Here is a 17324-nt window from a genome sequence, read left to right on the forward strand (position 1 = left end):
GCATAGGGATATTACAGGCTGTCACTTGCTGCTATTGACGATAGCCGCTTTTAATTTGAGCCAGTGTATTGGCGAAAACTTCAGCTTGAGCAGTGTCTTCGATATCGGCAATGGAACGTTCGATATTTAAGATTACTTTCCCCGCATCGGCTTGGCCGATCGCTTTTAGCAGCAGGGTTACAGTAGCTTTCAAACATGCAACTTCATTGGCTAAAGTTTCTGGATCAGCAGAAGTGGTAAAGTCTGGATTACTCATTTTTTTTCCTGAAGTAGTCGCTTGCTTGTGGACAAGATGGATGCAGGTAGACCCGCACGACAGTGAACATAAGCGGCATTATTAAACAGTTATCGTATTATATCATAAACTGATGATTAGCTTTGATAACATGTGCGCAATCTTCAATGAGCGCCACAAGCCAAGAGAGTATTTATGCTGATGCTGTGGCCAATCTATGCCTCTATTCGTGCTGGATGGATTAACTTAATTAAGTTCATAATGTCCATATTTTCTTATAATGGGTAAATTATGTTAAAAATCACGCATTTTCATAGTGAATAAAAGATCAATAATAAATAAAAAAATAAGAATAATTCCTATACTTAAAAATAGAACAAAATTATCTGATTGTTAGTTGTATCAATATGTTGTGTTTGCTGGCATAAAAATAACTTTTCTGAGGGTGAAAATTATTTTTTTTATGAACGAATAGATAACCACAAGAAAAATCTTAAAAAAACTTTTCTTTTTTATCTTGTCATTAATTGATACATCTGAAATTTTATGTACATAGTAAAAATGTTGATGAAAACAATATCTGTCAAACGATATAGATATGAATTTGCAATTATTCTGTATTCATTCTTTGCCCGAAAACAAGTAATATCATTACTGTAAGTAAAGCGTGATTAGGTTACTCCCTTATTTTTGGAGAATTTTCTTTGATTAGCGTTCTTCTTGTTGATGACCACGAACTGGTGCGCGCAGGGATACGACGCATTCTTGAAGACATCAAGGGTATCAAAGTAGCGGATGAGATGCAGTGTGGTGAAGATGCGGTAAAATGGTGCCGCAGCCATATTGTTGATATCGTATTGATGGATATGAATATGCCCGGCATCGGCGGGTTGGAGGCTACACGTAAAATTTTACGCTTCTCTCCGGATACTAAAGTTATCATGTTGACTATTCATACTGAGAATCCATTACCCGCGAAAGTTATGCAGGCGGGTGCCTGTGGGTACTTAAGTAAAGGTGCGGCACCTCAGGATGTAGTGACTGCTATCCGTGCTGTTCATTCGGGGCAACGTTACATAGCCTCAGATATTGCACAGCAAATGGCGTTGGGGCAGTTGGAACCCTCGACGGAAACACCTTTTAGTTGTTTATCTGAGCGTGAGTTACAAATTATGCTCATGATAACGAAAGGCCAGAAGGTGAATGAGATATCGGAACAACTTCATCTGAGCCCAAAAACGGTGAACAGTTACCGTTACCGGATGTTTAGTAAGCTTAATATTAGTGGTGACGTTGAATTGACCCACTTGGCTATCCGCCATGGGCTGTTTAACGCGGAGACGTTATCAAATAGTGACTGATTGTTTTGATTCTAAAGAGTTTTTGAAAACTGTCACCAGCCAACCTGGTGTTTACCGCATGTATGATAAGGCGGGAACAGTTATTTATGTCGGCAAAGCAAAAGATCTCAAAAAGCGCCTGACTAGCTATTTCCGTGCTCAGGTTGCGAGCCGTAAAACGGAAACCTTAGTTAAGAATATTGCCCAGATTGATGTAACCGTCACTCATACGGAGACGGAAGCGCTCTTACTTGAGCATAATTACATCAAACTTTATCAGCCCCGTTACAATGTGTTGTTGCGGGATGATAAATCGTATCCACTTATTTTCCTCAGTGCAGATAAGCATCCTCGTCTGGCGATTCATCGTGGTGCAAAGCATGAGAAAGGGGAATATTTTGGGCCATTTCCAAATTCCTATGCCGTTCGCGAAACTTTAGCATTATTACAAAAGCTTTTTCCTGTTAGACAATGTGAAAACAGTGTTTATCGCAATCGCTCGCGGCCGTGTCTGCAATACCAAATTGGCCGTTGTTCTGGGCCCTGTGTTACCGGATTAGTGACTGAAGAAGAGTATCAGCGCCAGGTCGATTATGTGCGTTTGTTCCTCTCAGGCAAAGACCAACAAGTATTGACGCAATTGATTTCACGCATGGAAGATGCCAGTCGATTGCTTCATTTTGAAGATGCGGCGCGTATTCGTGACCAAATACAAGCGGTACGGCGCGTTACGGAGCAGCAGTTTGTTTCCGGCGACAGTGAAGATCTCGATGTCATCGGGGTAGCGTTTGATGCTGGATTAGCTTGTGTACATGTGTTGTTTATTCGGCAGGGAAAGGTTCTGGGAAGCCGAAGTTATTTCCCCAAGGTTCCTGCTGGAACTGAATTGAGTGAAGTTGTTCAGACATTCGTCGGGCAGTTTTACTTACAAGGAAGCCAAGGGCGTACGCTCCCGGGTGAAATTTTGTTAGATTTCACCCTTGAGGAAAAGGATCTGTTGGCATCCTCTCTTTCTGAACTGGCGGGAAGAAAAATTCAGATCCAAAGTCGTCCTCGTGGTGATCGAGCTCGTTACCTCAAACTTGCTCGGACGAATGCTTCAACAGCACTGGTGACACGGTTATCGCAGCAATCAACTATCCATCAACGAATGAAAGAGTTGGCTAAGATTCTTAATCTTGATGAGATAAATCGGATGGAATGTTTTGATATCAGTCATACGATGGGAGAACAGACAGTAGCATCTTGTGTGGTATTTGACGCAAATGGTCCTGTACGTTCGGAATATAGGCGCTACAATATTAGTGGTATCACGCCGGGTGATGATTATGCGGCTATGTCTCAAGTGCTGAAACGCCGATACGGCAAAGCATTAGATGATAAAAAGATCCCCGACGTTATCTTTATTGACGGTGGTAAAGGTCAGTTATCCCAAGCTTTTGACGTTTTTGCTTCACTAAATGTTACGTGGGACAAGCAAAAACCGCTATTAGTTGGGGTTGCTAAAGGAAGTGACCGAAAAGCAGGGCTAGAAACATTGTTTCTGGCAGCTGAAGGGGAGGGCTTTTCATTGCCGCCAGACTCTCCTGCATTACATTTAATTCAACATATTCGTGACGATTCTCACAATCATGCAATAACTGGGCATAGGCAGCGTCGTTCAAAAGTAAAAAATACTAGTGCATTAGAAATGATAGAGGGAGTTGGCCCTAAACGGCGGCAAATACTGCTGAAGTATATGGGGGGACTGCAACCTTTACTTAATGCTAGCGTCGAGGAAATTGCAAAAGTGCCGAGTATTTCACAAGCATTGGCAGAAAAAATCTACAATGCATTGAAACACTGAAGCTAATGTTGCACCATACTCATAATATCCACACCAGCCAGATAGTTATCGTAGCATTATGCAATTGAATATACCGACTTGGCTTACCCTGTTTCGTGTTGTACTCATCCCATTCTTCGTTTTGGCGTTTTACCTGCCATTCGTCTGGGCTCCGATGGTTTGTGCCATCATTTTCGTGTTTGCAGCAGCAACCGATTGGTTCGATGGCTTTTTAGCCCGCCGCTGGAAGCAAACAACCCGTTTTGGGGCTTTTCTTGACCCTGTTGCGGATAAAGTTATGGTGGCCATCGCATTAGTGTTGGTTGCTGAATATTACCATGTCTGGTGGATTACTTTGCCGGCAGCGACCATGATTGCCCGTGAAATTATCATTTCCTCTCTCCGGGAATGGATGGCTGAAATTGGTAAACGCAGCAGTGTTGCGGTTTCATGGATTGGTAAGGTAAAAACAACTGCTCAAATGGGCTCATTAGTTGGGTTACTTTGGCGTCCTGACCACAATATTGAGCTTGCGAGCTTTGTTCTACTCTACATTGCCGCGGTACTGACATTTTGGTCAATGTTTCAATATTTAAACGCTGCCTGGAAAGATTTGCTCGAACCTTGATCGAAGCGCCGGAAAAAGCAGCAAACGAACGAATTAGTCAGATAATTTTATTGACTCATCGCGTCAGGTAAGTAGAATGCATCGCATCAGACGGCAGCAACCAAATGTCGAAAGATAGCAAAAAAATCAGTAAGTTCTGATGTTGCGGGAATAGCTCAGTTGGTAGAGCACGACCTTGCCAAGGTCGGGGTCGCGAGTTCGAGTCTCGTTTCCCGCTCCAAATTAGTAGGTTGGCTATAAGCGAACCTCAGCAGTAAGGCAAAGAAGAATAAGGCGCGTTGGCAGAGTGGCCATGCTACGGATTGCAAATCCGTCTACCTCGGTTCGACTCCGGGACGCGCCTCCAGTTTTCCAGAGCCCGGGTGGTGAAATCGGTAGACACAAGGGATTTAAAATCCCTCGGCTTATGGCTGTGCGGGTTCAAGTCCCGCCCCGGGCACCATGGAAACAAATCTAAGTAAAACAAAGTAGTATGAGTATGTCGTTAACCGCCGTGAGGCGGTTTTTTTGTGCCTGAAATTTGGCAAGTGGCAGCAAAATGGCAGCAGGGTGGCAGCATCGTTTTTTTGCTGCCATAAAAAATCCCGCAAAAGCGGGATGAGAGCAGGGCAGATAAATTTATTTCCAGCCGTCAGAACATAACCACTTGGCCGCCGGTTTGCGGGTGGGGTATCACAGGGTTAATCTCGCCGGGCTTTGATATTGAACGCATAAAACTTTCCATCGTCACAAAAGTATGACCGCAATTCACATTAATGCACTGGTGATAGCGCTCTTTGGTTTCGATGGTGATTTGGCTGCTGCTGCGGGTATGGGCTGCTGTGGCATAAAGGGCAATTGAACATGATCCGGACTCCAGTATCATCCCGGCTATGGCCGGTGTTAATGATAATTATGCGTGATTATTGATTAAAAATCATCATTCCATATCCAAATCATCTATTTTCACCTCTAATTCCAGCACGGTAGTAAAGCCGCTGTCACTCACGGAGTGAGTCACTGTGACCAACGTCCAATCAGCTTCATCAATCTGTTTTTTGAATCCAATCACTTTAACCGGTACTTCTGGGGAGAGATCTGCGCGCCCTTTCGCAAGTTGGATAGAGAATTTCGCCGCGCCCCGTTGCAGCCGTTCCCAATTCGATTTGGCCGCTCGCTGTGCATTGTGTTTGCTGGCGTAAGTGGTGCGTAATGTCAGCACATTTTCATCGGTGCCAATCAAGTATTCGCCCTGTTTCTCTTCTGGTTCTTTGCGCTTGCGTTTTACCTTTACCTCCGGTTTTTCGGTGGTGCGGGTATTAAGCCAGTTTGCTACCCCGCCGGATAGAGTAATTGACTCCTCGTCCGGCCCTAAAAATTGGCTACTTGGTCGCTTGCCAATACGCGCATTGGACGGGTGACACCATGCCATTTGATGCTGAAAATCTTGATAGGGGACGGTTTGCAGCATAAATACAAACATCCCGAATGCCATCATCATGCAAGCGACATTTATTGGCAATCAGTGTGGTGGCGGGAATGCCTTTTCCTTGAGACCGAGAACTTCTGGCGTGATTATGAATTAATGAAGTCAAAAGGAGGGACTTTCTGTTAAGGTCCTCGCAAAGAAGCCTATGGCATGGTGGTCGTATTTGAAGATATATACGGTAATCGCTGGGATCTCTACCAAAAATAGCAATTACACATCGATGGCAGGTATAATTTTATGATAAAGATTATCTCGGTGAGAAATCAGCCAGAATATAAAGATAAAGCTATTCATTACTTTCAAAGTAAGTGGGCCACGGATGAAACCAAAATGCTTTATCAAGATTGTATTACTCAATGTATTGGTGCAAAAAATCCGTTACCGCAATGGTATTTAATGGAGTTTAATTCTGAGATTATTGGTGGTGCCGGCCTGATTACTAATGATTTCATCAGTCGTATGGACTTGTACCCTTGGCTGTGTGCTCTCTATATTGAAGAACACTTTCGCGGCCATGCTTATGGTGCGCTGCTAATAAAACACCTGGCTGAAGAGACCAAACAATTAGGTTTCGACGAATTACATTTATGTACTGACCATATTGGTTTCTATGAAAAATATGGATTTACCTTTACCGGAGTGGGTTATCACCCATGGGGTGAGTTTTCACGAATTTACTCTCTGTCACTGATTTAATCGGGGCCGGGCAGAGTGAAATAAAGTTACTATAGATGTAAATAAGTTTACGTCTCACTTTTCAGCAGATGCTTGATATAAACTTTTACCCTGTCCGTATTAAACTCAGTCCGTGGTTTATTTATCCCCCCACAGACTGAGTATCAGTCTCTAGCTAGCTGATTTTTGCTGATGTAACTCAGCGGGCTGTACTATTTTTGTCTTACCCTCTTTGAGGGGGATATCAATGGGATCTTCGGCAACTTCGCGGGCGCGTTTACGCAAACTAAACCAACCAATGACCAATAATATAGCGACCACCGGTAAAGCTGCAATGGTCCAGGTGCCATTCGGATAGTCGAACGCCATCATCACTAATACACCTGCCAGGAAGAATAATGTTAACCAGGAGGTCACGGGAGCGCCGGGCATTTTGAAGGCGACAGGTTTAGCTGTTCCTTTTTTAATTGCCTGACGTAATTTCATCTGACACACAATGATGAATGCCCATGAGCTAATAATCCCTAATGATGCAATATTCAAAACAATTTCAAATACTTGTGAGGGAACAAGATAATTGAGTAATACTCCGAAGACATAGATGCCGACAGTGACCAGAATCCCGGCATAAGGAACAGATTGGGGACTCATTTTCGACATGAATTTCGGTGCGGATCCCCCCATCGACAATGAGCGCAGAATACGACCTGTAGAGTAGAGACCGGAGTTTAGGCTGGAAAGGGCGGCAGATAGCACCACAATATTCATAATTGTTCCAATGTATGGAACGCCTAAGTTACTGAAAAATGTTACGAAAGGGCTTTGTCCCGCCTGATAGGCATTCCACGGCAGCAAGCATACCAGTAGCACTACGGAGCCGACATAAAACAGACCAATGCGTAAAATCACACTATTGATAGCTTTGGGCAGCATTTTTTCCGGGTCTTTACATTCCCCGGCGGCAGTACCAATTAACTCGATACCGGCAAAAGCAAATATAACACCTTGAACTAATATCAGTGCGGGGAGTAATCCGTGCGGGAAAAATCCGCCATTATCAGTAATCAGATGCATACCTGACGGGTGCCCGCCAACACTTTGGCCAGTACCGAGAAACACCACGCCCACGATCAGAAATATGGAAATGGCGGCGACTTTGATCAATGCAAACCAGAACTCCATTTCTGCAAACCATTTCACGCCAATCATATTCATGGTAGCGACAATTGAAAGTGCGCCTAATGCAAATAACCATTGGGGCACATCAGAAAAAGTTCCCCAATAATGCATATAGAGAGCAACGGCGGTGATATCGACTATCCCGGTCATTGCCCAGTTTAGAAAATACATCCATCCAGCAACATATGAGGCTTTTTCGCCGAGAAACTCACGGGCATAAGAAACAAAGCTGCCACTGGAGGGGCGGTGTAAAATCAGTTCACCAAGTGCTCTGAGAATGAAAAAAGAGAAAATACCACAGACCAAATAAACCAAGGCTAATGCTGGGCCAGCCATTTGCAAGCGAGCACCGGTGCCCAAAAATAAGCCAGTACCAATAGAACCACCGATCGCTATCATTTGTATATGACGTCGGCCCATACTTTTGTGATAGCCCGTATCATGAGAATCTAACCAGCGTTTTCTCGCCGCGTGATGGGTTTCTGCAGAGTGTTTTCCTGACATCATAGACATTCCCTATTTTCCTGTCTGTTGTGCAATCATCGTGAATGTATTACTGCAACCGATTGCTAAAGGTTAATGCATAAATAGCGTCTTAGCGCCTTCACTTGTTATGGTATATATCATTACTATTGAATTATGGGAGGGCATGCTATCGTTTCTGTCGTGATGAGGCAAAATAATATTCACATATAAATTATTTTTTTTATTGTATTACCGAAGTCAGTAATTGAATGGCTAAGTTTAATTTATAATTACACAAAATGCTTTCATATAAATACATTCGCTATGAGTATTGATTAAATTCAGAGTGGTTCGCAACTGTCTGTTGTATAAGTGAATGTGGCGAGTTGGGTTTTTTTAGTTATAAAACTATTTAGTGTTTTTTATGCGAATTATTTTTAGACTTATTTTATATTTTGTAATTATTTTTCCTCATTGAATTGCACTTTTTCTTGACTTGGCAGGGGGTTCTTTGATATTCTTTAAATTTATTATTTATTTTTTCATAAAAGATTGTTAACCATAGTATTCACATGATAATTGAATTGTATTTAACAAATTAGGCCAATAACAAGTTAAACCCTGATGTTGAATGAGAGGATATTGAGTTGGATTGGATAAGCACAATGATTGATGAACAGCTATCGAGGTTGCTCGCAGGTTTGCTATACATTAAACTGTGTTTTTTATTTTTGTCATCAATGGATGACTGAATGCTAATTTCCACATATAAAATATTAATTTGCTTATTATCAACTAAAAATCATAACAAAAAAACCTGAAAATCTTCAAATTATTTAATTACAAAACACCGAGTTAAGTTAATTAAAATAAACCTGTAGCGCTGTTAACAAATACAGTAAGTATATGTCTGTTTACTATTCTTTCATTCTGGTTTGGGTGGTATTTTTAGGCGGTGCATTTGTATTCTACATTTTTTTATTGATGCCGTTAATAGTTTTACGTGCCAGGTTTGCCAAATTTTTGAATGAGTTAGGCGATATTTCTACCTCTATTTTCTTCGGTGTCACCCAACATTAGGTCCAAAATGAAAAAAATACATCAGGATATTACTCTCACCCCTGTCGAAGGTGTTGATATGGCGGATAAGTCCGCTATCAAAAAATTATTTATCAGCTTAAACCAGATGAATATCAATACCATGCCAATGGCATTATTTATGACCATTTCGGCCATTGTGTTTATTTCGGCTTATTCCAGTTATCTACCCAAGAATATGATTGGTGGTTTGGCGGTTATTATGACGATGGGCTTTGTATTATCTCATATTGGTCGCCATATACCGGTCTTAAAAGATATTGGTGGCCCGGCTATTTTGTGTCTCATGGTGCCGTCAGTGTTGGTTTACTTCGGTTTTTTCCAAATCAATACACTAGATACGGTCCACTTGTTGATGAAGGAGGCGAATTTACTCTATTTCGTCATCGCTAGTCTGGTGGTTGGCAGTATTCTTGGTATGAATCGCGTGGTGCTTATTCAAGGAATGACGCGAATGTTTGTTCCATTGGTGGTGGGAACCCTAACTGCCGTCGCCACCGGTTTGCTGGTGGGTAAGTTATTCGGTTTTACCCTTTATCACACATTCTTCTTTATTATCGTGCCGATTATCGGTGGGGGGATTGGGGAGGGTATCTTGCCTTTATCATTGGCTTATTCAGCCATTCTTGGGCAGAGTCCTGATATTTATGTCGCGCAGTTGGCCCCGGCTGCGGTAATGGGTAACATTTTTGCCATTATTTGTGCGGGAGTGTTGGCCCGTATTGGTATCTGGCGTAAGGATTTGAATGGCGAGGGAATGTTAATTCGTTCAGCACAGGACAATGCGATATTCACTTCGCAAGAAGGGCCAAAACAAGCTGACTTCCAGTTGATGGGCGGCGGATTATTGATGACCTGCGCTTTCTTTATTGTGGGCGGATTATTTGAAAAAATTGTGCATATTCCCGGCCCGGTACTGATGATTTTGATTGCCGTGATGTGTAAATATGCGCAAGTTATTCCGACTAAAATGGAGCAGGGCGCGCACAGTTGGTACAAATTTGTCTCTACTACATTGGTTTGGCCCCTGATGATTGGCCTGGGGATGCTGTATGTTCCGCTAGAAAGTGTTGTCGCGGTGTTCTCCATTGGCTATGTCGTGGTGTGCGGCTCTGTTGTTTTATCAATGGCTGCGGTCAGTTTCATTATCGCCCCTTATCTAAATATGTATCCAGTAGAAGCTTCCATCGTGACCAGTTGTCATAGTGGATTAGGGGGGACGGGGGATGTTGCGATATTGTCGGCATCTAACCGCATGTCATTGATGCCTTTTGCCCAGATAGCAACCCGCATCGGCGGTGCATCCACCGTGATTGGCGCTACCTTGTTGTTAGGTTGGATAATGTAAATGATTTTTATGTGAATGACATAACCAACGGTATTTCTTATTGGATACCGTTGGTTATTAAGTTTTAGCGCCCATACTATTGGCAATACTGTTTCAATACCTCCTGCTGGCTGGGCATGAGTTTATAAAGATAAACTGGGCGGCCTGTTGCACCATACAGAACTTTAGTGCTTAGAACTTCAGTATCAGATAGGTAAATCAAATACTTACGGCAAGATACTCGTGAAATTCCAATAGCGTTCGCCATCTGTTCAGTCGAAAACTCACCATCTTGCACTTCTTGAATCCATTCACAAACAGTGCGTAGTGTTTGTGCTGTGAGTCCTTTGGGTAATTTTTTTCGCTCGGCAGGGGCGGCATTACTCCGCCGTAGTAAGGAATCGACATCCTCTTGGGCACAATATTCGCGTTGCCCTAGCAAACTCTGTTTTTCACGATAAGTCGACAGGGCTTCTTCAAAGCGCGAAAATTGGAATGGCTTAATTAAGTAATCAACAACCCCATATTGCAGCGCTTTTTTGATGGTATTCACATCAGTGGCGGATGAAATAACAATAACATCGGTATGTTCACTAAATTCACGTAGGACGGGTAATAAATCTAATCCATTGTCTTGGCGCATGAAAACGTCTAATAGCACCAAGTCAATGGGGTGCTCTGCTGCCATTAAATGATCCCGGGCTTGCTGCAAACTGGATACTGACCCACAACAGTTGAAACCTGCCACTTGGTTCAGATAACACTTGTTCAGCTCAGCGACCATTGCGTCATCATCCACTATTAATACATTAATCATGATTTACCGCGCTGTTGTTTGAAATATTGTCACTAGAAGTCGTGTTATTCAAGGTGATATCGTAGGGAAGACTGATAAAGAATTGTGTAAAAACGCCCGCTTCAGAATCAAATTCAATATTGCCGCCAATACTTTCTAAACTCTGCCGAACCAGGCTTAAACCTATGCCGTGTTCATTCCCTTTGGTGGAAAAACCATTATCAAAAATACTGTCTTGTAACTCTGCTGCAATACCTGGCCCATCATCACTGACAACACAATGTACCCGGCCATGTTGATAATGGAAGCTGACATTAATTTCCCGTTGAGACTGGTCACCAATGGCTTCCATGGCATTCTCAATCAGATTGCCTAAAACTGTAATTAAGGTCGTCGTTATTTGTTCATTATCAATATCCGGTAACAGGCTATCGTCGCTGATGGATAATGTAATGCCCAAATCGCGCGCTCGATTGATTTTGCCCAGTAAAAATCCCGCAATCACGGGGGATTTTATCTTGCGCAGTAGGGAACCAATTTCCGCCTGATAATTATTAGATGTTTTAACAATATAATCTTCAAGTTGTTGATAATACTTCATATGCAATAAGCCCAAAATAACGTGGAGTTTATTCATAAACTCGTGCGATTGTGCTCGTAATGCATCGGCATAATGCACCATACCGGTCAGACGCTGCATCAATTGGCTGACTTCAGTTTTATCGCGGAAAGTGGCGATGGCACCAATAATATCGCCTTTCACGACCACCGGAACGGTATTGGTCAGCAATATACTGCCATTAAAGTTTATTTCCTCATCACGGCGGGCAATACCGGTTTCCAGAACTTGCTGTAAATACAAACGCACGGGCCAATATTTGCTGGCATTACTGAGTAGTAAATTCTCCATTGGCCCACTTTGTTTAAATAAACGCTTGGCTTCGTGATTAACCACAGTAATACGTGAATTAGCATCAACAGCGATAACGCCTTCTTTAATCGATTGCAGCATCGCGTTGCGCTGTTCAAATAAGTTAGATATTTCGTATGGCTCGAAACCCAACATGATTTTTTTCAGTGTTTTCACTAAAAGCCAGGTGCCGAGTGAGCCAATAAGTGCCCCAAATAATATGGTCCACGGGATAGTCCAGCGGGTTTCACTAACAACCGAATCAATACTGGTAAGAGAAATCCCAATGGCCACCACGCCTATTTGTTTCCCGTGAGGCTCATAGACAGGAATAAAAATACGCAACGCTTTTTCCAGTACACCCCGGTTTATCGCGCTATTTTCTTTGCCCTGTAGCGCAGGTTGCAAATCATTGCCGATAAAATGTTGTCCGATCATCTCAGGATTAGGATGTGAATAACGAATGCCATTCATATCAGTCACAACAATAAATAGCAGGTCATTAGCCTGTTGAACTTCGCGGGTATAAGCCTGAATTTGTCGACCGGCTTCAGGATTAGTTAATCCATTAATGATGGTTGGTGAGAATGATAAGGCCCGAGCGACAGCTACTGCTTTGTTTTGCAAACCATCTTGTGCCATCTGGCTGAGCTGAATGAAGAATAGCGAGTGAACCACCAATAGCACAGAAATAATAACTCCTGAAACCATGAGAGTGATCGACGTACTGAGTCGTAACGGCACTTTTTGCTTTCCAGCCGTTGTTGCGTTATTCATGTCATGCTCCAGAGACACCGGCTTGCGTAATCTTCAGACGTCTAAATTGATGACCGGGGTACGGTATAAATAGTTGCAAAAAAAAACAGTATGCAAACGAAATCACCTGATAGTTTACGCTGTTTATTTATTAGGGTGCTAAGACTTAGAATTACTTTAGCTACATAACGATTTATATAGTTATCAAATTTACCCCCTCGAGAGATTATTCACTCAGTGTATGAGGGGGGGGAGACTATTTGTAATTAATCAGATTGGCGCGGAACTTGGGTGATAATCAATTCAATCTCTTTGGCCGCTAGTTCATCCTGGGCTGTCGATGACAGGCTAGCATCAGTGATAACTACATCAAAATCGGTGAGAGGCAATGCCAAATAGGTGGATATCTTGCCGTATTTTGATGCATCAGCCAGTAGCAAAGTTGGCCCCGCAATATCGTGCTTTTTTATTAGCTAATCATGGCCCGGTGGTGGTGGGGAAAAGTTTGCGCGAGGCGGCGGATAATATGGAAGAGTTAGAGGAAACTGCGCGTCTGATATTTACCCTGAGCGACCGGCCTATTCGTTATCTGACCGATAATGAAGTTGCCGAATTAAGGAATTAGCCATGCCTAAATTTGCCGCTAATTTATCCATGATGTTTACCGAAGTCCCTTTCCTTGAACGTTTTAAGGCTGCTAAAGATGCTGGTTTTTCTGCCGTAGAGTTTTTATTTCCCTACGATTATCCAGCCGCACAATTGGCGGAAAAACTGAAAGACCAGGGGTTGCAACAGGTGCTGTTTAATACCTCACCCGGCGATATTCGTACCGGTGAGTGGGGACTGGCCGCACTGCCGGGGCGAGAAAAGGATGCCCGTCGTGATATTGATTTAGCATTGGAGTATGCGCGGGTGCTGGGCTGTCCGTCTGTCCACGTTATGGCCGGCGTGGTGCCTGTGAATGCGGCTCGGGAAGATTATCAGCAGGTTTTTGTTGAAAATATTCGTTATGCCGCAGACCGGTTTGCCGAACATGATATTAATGTCATGATTGAAGCATTGAACCCAAATATAAAACCTCATTACCTTTTCTCTAGCCAGTATGAAGTGCTGGATTGGGTTAATCTCATCGACCGCCCCAATGTGTTTATGCAGTTAGATTTATTCCATGCACAAATAGTAGACGGTAATCTCAGCCATTTAATTACCTCGTTGGTGGGGCGTTATGGTCATATTCAGATTGCATCAGTACCAAATCGTCATGAACCAGATGAAGGTGAGATTAATTACGCTTACTTATTCGGGCTACTTGATGAGATTAACTATAATGGTTGGGTCGGTTGCGAGTATCATCCCCGTATGGGTACAGTAGCAGGGTTGGATTGGATAAAACCCTACCAGTCATAAATAGTTAATTGTTGGTCAGACTCGAGTGTCGAAATACACTGAATGGCGATATTCGCGGCTCTTTATCGATAATAAGTGACTAATATTTCAAATTAATGCCACTTGACATATTAATCTGCTGTTTTCAATTAGATAACCCCCGTTAAAAAACCACCTTCCTTATCTTTATTGTCATGATATTGCAATGGTTCTGATGTTTTTTTCTCTCGATAAGTATAATCACATTATTCAAAACAACTGATATACAGCTTTCTTAAGCTAGGATATCTTATTGTGAGAATTTTATGATTTATTGATAAAGCTAAGGATCAATGAAGCAAAAAATCATTATTACTATTTCATATAAAATAAAACGTAGAGGTATTTCTGTCGCTTAAAATAAGCCATAAAGGTAAGAGAAAGGCAGAAAATAAACAGGCGGTAAACGGGAGATCACGACATGCCTACAGATGATAGTAAAAATGGAATTATCGACTATGTATCAACCGGGCATCTACCGGACCCAGACACTGTCGTTAAATTAGTGCAAGAAGCTCACAAGCGGTTTGGTACTGATACTGATGGTGTGGTTTCTGCGGTTTATCCCGCATTAGAACGCATTCCTCCCAATCTCTTTGGTGTATGCATGGTCGGCACTAACGGTAAAGTACATTCAGCCGGCGATGTCGATTATGAATTTACCATCATGAGTGTCTCCAAACCTTTTGTTTTTGCTTTGGTCTGTCAGGCCATTGGGGCGAAAGTTGCACGCGAAAAACTCGGCGTTAACAGCACAGGTATGGCATTTAATTCAGTGACTGCCATTGAGCGGGCACCCGATGGACGCACTAATCCAATGGTTAACTCCGGTGCTATCGCCACCACCAGCCTGGTACCGGGCGCGACCAGTGATGAGCAGTGGAAATTCATTTATGACGGTTTATGCCGCTTTGCTGGCCGTGAACTGACCTTGAATGAAGAAGTGTATCAATCAGCGTGCGAAACCAATTTCCGCAACCGTGGCATTGCTAATGTGTTGGAAGGCTATGGCCGCCTGGGGTGTGATCCGCTCATTGCCACAGATTTATATACCCGCCAATGTTCACTCAATGTCAGTGCCCGAGATTTAGCTGTCATGGGCGCGACCCTGGCTGACGGGGGCGTCAACCCACTGACTCGCGAGCGGGTTGTAGATAATGATGTCTGCCATTACGCATTAGCGGTAATGGTAACCGCAGGGTTGTACGAAACATCTGGGGACTGGCTTTATGACATTGGCCTTCCTGGGAAAAGTGGTATTGGTGGCGGAATTGTGACGGTGTCACCCGGTAAAGGTGGCTTGGGGACTTTTGCACCGTTACTGGATGGTGCGGGTAACAGCGTTAAAGGGCAACTGGCAGCCCGGTTCTTATCACGTAGTCTTGGGATGGACATGTTTGTTTCTGAGCCTTACACCGAAAAAAGTTGAGCCGTGAGAGTCAGGTATAGCCCAAAAACCGGTTAATTTAATGTGAAAGTGTTTTGTGAAACCGGATTTAGCTTAAAAAATATTGTTTTTCAAAAGGATAGAAATATTTATGGCGAGTCAATCAACTCACCGCGCAGGCGCGGAAGTTAAGGAATCTTGGGTGCCGATGATAACCATCGCATTAGCCCAAATTCTGATGTCATTTAACGTAGCCTCCCTGCCGGTAGCGTTGGGTGGGATGGTAAAAAGCTTTAATGTGCCACCGACGACGATTGCAACCGCAATCGTGATGTACTCACTGTCTGTTGCCGGTTTCGTTATGTTGGGTGCCAAACTCAACCAGCGCTTCGGGCCATTGATCGTATTCCGCAGCACGGTATTGTTATTTGGTATGGCGCAGGTCATGATGACATTCAGCCCGAATGTAACCGTGATGATTAGCGCCCAGGCATTAAGTGGCCTGGCAGGTGCAGCGTTGGTGCCCGCTTTGGTGGCTTTGATTGCTGAAAACTACCGTGGTACGCAACAGGCTACGGCACTAGGTGCTTTAGGTTCTGCTCGTGCGGGTGCCGGTGTAGCGGCATTCATGATCGGTGGCGTTCTGGGAACCTATATTGGCTGGCGTCCGGCGTTCGGTATTTTGATTGTGTTATCTGCAATCATCTTTGTGTTGAGTTTCCGTTTGAAATCAGACCAAGGTCGCCCGGAAGTGGGCATCGATATATTCGGTGTGATTCTGGCGGCATCGGCGATTATTTTGCTGTCGTTTGGTTTTAACAACCTGAACCGCTGGGGCTTTGGCCTGGTTCGTGATGGTGCGCCATTTGATTTGCTGGGCTTCTCACCGGCACCCTTTATGATTGTGCTGGGTATTGTCCTGGGTCAAGCATTTGTGGTCTGGACCCGCCGCCGTCAGGAACAAGGGGAAACTCCTTTGCTGGCACTGGAAGTACTTAGCTCACCGACGGAGAAAGCGGCGGTATTCGCTATGTTCGCCGTGGTGGCGCTGGAAGCTATGCTGAACTTCTCGGTTCCGTTGTATATTCAGATAGTGCAGGGCAGTACGCCGATGGCAACCGCCATTGCCATGATGCCATTTAACTTGTCAGTGTTCTTCTCCGCGATGTTGATTGTTCGTTTCTACAAAAAATTAACACCACGCAAAATCGGCCGTTATGGTTTCATCACCTGTACTATTGCTCTGTTATGGCTGGCATTTGTGGTGCGCAATAACTGGAGTGAGTTCGCTGTACTGTTTGGTTTGGTGGTGTTTGGCCTTGCTCAAGGTGCTTTGGTAACTTTACTGTTCAACGTATTGGTCAGTGCTTCACCGAAAGAACTGGCGGGCGATGTCGGTTCACTGCGTGGCACCACTAACAACTTGGCAAACGCCATTGGTACCGCAGTAGCGGGTGCCTTGTTGGTCGGTTTGCTCAGTGCCAACGTGATGCGCGGTGTGGCTGAAACCCCGATCCTGACGCCAGAAATTCAGGCGCAAGTGAATATGGACAGCATCAACTTCGTAAGCAATGACCGCCTGCAAGGCGTGTTAGCGCAAACCACTGCAACACCTGAACAGATCGCTGAAGCTGTGCGAGTCAATGAAGAAGCTCGTCTTCGTTCGCTGAAGTTTGGCTTATTGATTATGGCGTTGTTATCACTGCTGGCTATCTTCCCTGCGGGTCGCTTACCTAATTATCTGCCAGGAGAATTACCTGCGGACAATCTGGCTAAAAAAGACGCTAAATAAGGGTTGATAAAGTAAAAT

13 protein-coding genes, 3 tRNA genes and 4 pseudogenes are annotated in these 17324 nt (G+C 43.7%); 13 read left to right on the plus strand and 7 right to left on the minus strand.

The features are described from left to right. Positions 1-31 precede the first annotated feature (31 nt). The gene (locus OP863_RS08595) at positions 32-256 is read right to left on the minus strand and encodes a DUF2594 family protein (protein WP_038633636.1); all 225 of its coding nucleotides are present in this window, start codon (positions 254-256) and stop codon (positions 32-34) included. Positions 257-939: 683 nt separating this feature from the next. On the opposite strand from OP863_RS08595, the gene uvrY reads away from it, so the two are divergent. The 6 genes from uvrY (at position 940) to OP863_RS08625 (ending at position 4470) form a co-directional block, all read left to right on the plus strand. Further along, on the plus strand, positions 940-1596 hold the full coding sequence (gene uvrY, locus OP863_RS08600) for a UvrY/SirA/GacA family response regulator transcription factor (protein WP_038633633.1): 657 nt from the start codon (positions 940-942) through the stop codon (positions 1594-1596). Continuing rightward, a complete protein-coding gene (uvrC, locus tag OP863_RS08605) occupies positions 1589-3421 on the plus strand; it encodes an excinuclease ABC subunit UvrC (RefSeq protein WP_145588433.1) in 1833 nt (610 codons plus the stop codon). The genes uvrY and uvrC overlap by 8 nt, the downstream gene beginning before the upstream one ends. 58 nt (positions 3422-3479) lie before the next feature. After that, positions 3480-4028, plus strand: coding sequence for a CDP-diacylglycerol--glycerol-3-phosphate 3-phosphatidyltransferase (gene pgsA, locus OP863_RS08610; RefSeq protein WP_038633627.1), 549 nt, complete (start codon positions 3480-3482; stop codon positions 4026-4028). Between the two features lie 144 nt (positions 4029-4172). Further along, positions 4173-4248: transfer RNA gene (locus OP863_RS08615), tRNA-Gly, on the plus strand. Between the two features lie 52 nt (positions 4249-4300). Further along, positions 4301-4374: transfer RNA gene (locus OP863_RS08620), tRNA-Cys, on the plus strand. A gap of 10 nt (positions 4375-4384) precedes the next feature. Next, positions 4385-4470 (plus strand) — tRNA-Leu (locus OP863_RS08625). Between the two features lie 189 nt (positions 4471-4659). Here the strand turns inward: OP863_RS08625 and OP863_RS08630 are convergent. Together OP863_RS08630 and OP863_RS08635 are read right to left on the minus strand one after the other, a co-directional pair. Next, a pseudogene (locus tag OP863_RS08630) lies at positions 4660-4873 on the minus strand (ogr/Delta-like zinc finger family protein). A gap of 74 nt (positions 4874-4947) precedes the next feature. Next, the gene (locus tag OP863_RS08635; RefSeq protein ID WP_416222826.1) at positions 4948-5439 is read right to left on the minus strand and encodes a phage tail protein; all 492 of its coding nucleotides are present in this window, start codon (positions 5437-5439) and stop codon (positions 4948-4950) included. 70 nt (positions 5440-5509) lie between these two features. Here OP863_RS08635 and OP863_RS08645 point away from each other — a divergent pair. Together OP863_RS08645 and OP863_RS08650 are read left to right on the plus strand one after the other, a co-directional pair. Then, positions 5510-5703 (plus strand): annotated as a pseudogene (locus tag OP863_RS08645) (VOC family protein); the annotation flags it as partial. A gap of 30 nt (positions 5704-5733) precedes the next feature. Then, entirely contained in the window at positions 5734-6192 is a 459-nt protein-coding gene (locus OP863_RS08650; protein ID WP_145588144.1) for a GNAT family N-acetyltransferase, read from the plus strand. A 150-nt stretch (positions 6193-6342) separates the two neighbouring features. Here OP863_RS08650 and ansP read toward each other — a convergent pair whose 3' ends face one another. Continuing rightward, positions 6343-7857, minus strand: a complete 1515-nt coding sequence (gene ansP, locus OP863_RS08655) for an L-asparagine permease (RefSeq protein ID WP_265526250.1) — start codon at positions 7855-7857, stop codon at positions 6343-6345. Between the two features lie 1045 nt (positions 7858-8902). Here ansP and OP863_RS08660 point away from each other — a divergent pair. After that, positions 8903-10261, plus strand: coding sequence for a 2-hydroxycarboxylate transporter family protein (locus tag OP863_RS08660; protein ID WP_145587744.1), 1359 nt, complete (start codon positions 8903-8905; stop codon positions 10259-10261). A gap of 76 nt (positions 10262-10337) precedes the next feature. Here the strand turns inward: OP863_RS08660 and dcuR are convergent, their stop codons facing one another. The 3 genes and pseudogenes from dcuR to OP863_RS08675 form a co-directional block, all read right to left on the minus strand. After that, the gene (gene dcuR, locus OP863_RS08665; protein WP_038633615.1) at positions 10338-11057 is read right to left on the minus strand and encodes a two-component system response regulator DcuR; all 720 of its coding nucleotides are present in this window, start codon (positions 11055-11057) and stop codon (positions 10338-10340) included. Further along, positions 11050-12723 (minus strand): sensor histidine kinase, encoded by a 1674-nt coding sequence (locus tag OP863_RS08670; protein ID WP_265526125.1) that lies wholly within the window; start codon positions 12721-12723, stop codon positions 11050-11052. The genes dcuR and OP863_RS08670 overlap by 8 nt, the downstream gene beginning before the upstream one ends. Positions 12724-12968: 245 nt before the next feature. Beyond that, positions 12969-13142, minus strand: a pseudogene (locus OP863_RS08675) (DeoR family transcriptional regulator); the annotation flags it as partial. On the opposite strand from OP863_RS08675, the pseudogene OP863_RS08680 reads away from it, so the two are divergent. The 4 genes and pseudogenes from OP863_RS08680 to OP863_RS08695 all read left to right on the plus strand — a co-directional run. Next, positions 13130-13327 (plus strand): annotated as a pseudogene (locus tag OP863_RS08680) (class II aldolase/adducin family protein); the annotation flags it as partial. The pseudogenes OP863_RS08675 and OP863_RS08680 overlap by 13 nt on opposite strands. A 2-nt stretch (positions 13328-13329) precedes the next feature. Next, positions 13330-14109 (plus strand): 2-oxo-tetronate isomerase, encoded by a 780-nt coding sequence (otnI, locus tag OP863_RS08685; protein ID WP_265526126.1) that lies wholly within the window; start codon positions 13330-13332, stop codon positions 14107-14109. Between the two features lie 439 nt (positions 14110-14548). Further along, positions 14549-15556, plus strand: coding sequence for a glutaminase A (gene glsA, locus OP863_RS08690; protein ID WP_145591193.1), 1008 nt, complete (start codon positions 14549-14551; stop codon positions 15554-15556). A 109-nt stretch (positions 15557-15665) separates the two neighbouring features. Then, a complete protein-coding gene (locus OP863_RS08695) occupies positions 15666-17306 on the plus strand; it encodes an MFS transporter (RefSeq protein ID WP_038633595.1) in 1641 nt (546 codons plus the stop codon). The last annotated feature ends 18 nt before the right edge of the window (positions 17307-17324 follow it).

This window comes from Yersinia sp. SCPM-O-B-9106 (C-191) (assembly GCF_026183365.1).
GTDB lineage: Bacteria > Pseudomonadota > Gammaproteobacteria > Enterobacterales > Enterobacteriaceae > Yersinia > Yersinia rochesterensis.

Coding starts and splice junctions, on each gene's coding strand:
- otnI (WP_265526126.1), top strand. CDS start 13,330: ATGCCTAAATTTGCCGCTAATTTATCCATGATGTTTACCGAAGTCCCT.
- ansP (WP_265526250.1), bottom strand. CDS start 7,857: ATGATGTCAGGAAAACACTCTGCAGAAACCCATCACGCGGCGAGAAAA.
- OP863_RS08695 (WP_038633595.1), top strand. CDS start 15,666: ATGGCGAGTCAATCAACTCACCGCGCAGGCGCGGAAGTTAAGGAATCT.
- OP863_RS08650 (WP_145588144.1), top strand. CDS start 5,734: ATGATAAAGATTATCTCGGTGAGAAATCAGCCAGAATATAAAGATAAA.
- OP863_RS08670 (WP_265526125.1), bottom strand. CDS start 12,723: ATGAATAACGCAACAACGGCTGGAAAGCAAAAAGTGCCGTTACGACTC.
- pgsA (WP_038633627.1), top strand. CDS start 3,480: ATGCAATTGAATATACCGACTTGGCTTACCCTGTTTCGTGTTGTACTC.
- OP863_RS08635 (WP_416222826.1), bottom strand. CDS start 5,439: ATGGCATGGTGTCACCCGTCCAATGCGCGTATTGGCAAGCGACCAAGT.
- OP863_RS08660 (WP_145587744.1), top strand. CDS start 8,903: ATGAAAAAAATACATCAGGATATTACTCTCACCCCTGTCGAAGGTGTT.
- OP863_RS08595 (WP_038633636.1), bottom strand. CDS start 256: ATGAGTAATCCAGACTTTACCACTTCTGCTGATCCAGAAACTTTAGCC.
- dcuR (WP_038633615.1), bottom strand. CDS start 11,057: ATGATTAATGTATTAATAGTGGATGATGACGCAATGGTCGCTGAGCTG.
- glsA (WP_145591193.1), top strand. CDS start 14,549: ATGCCTACAGATGATAGTAAAAATGGAATTATCGACTATGTATCAACC.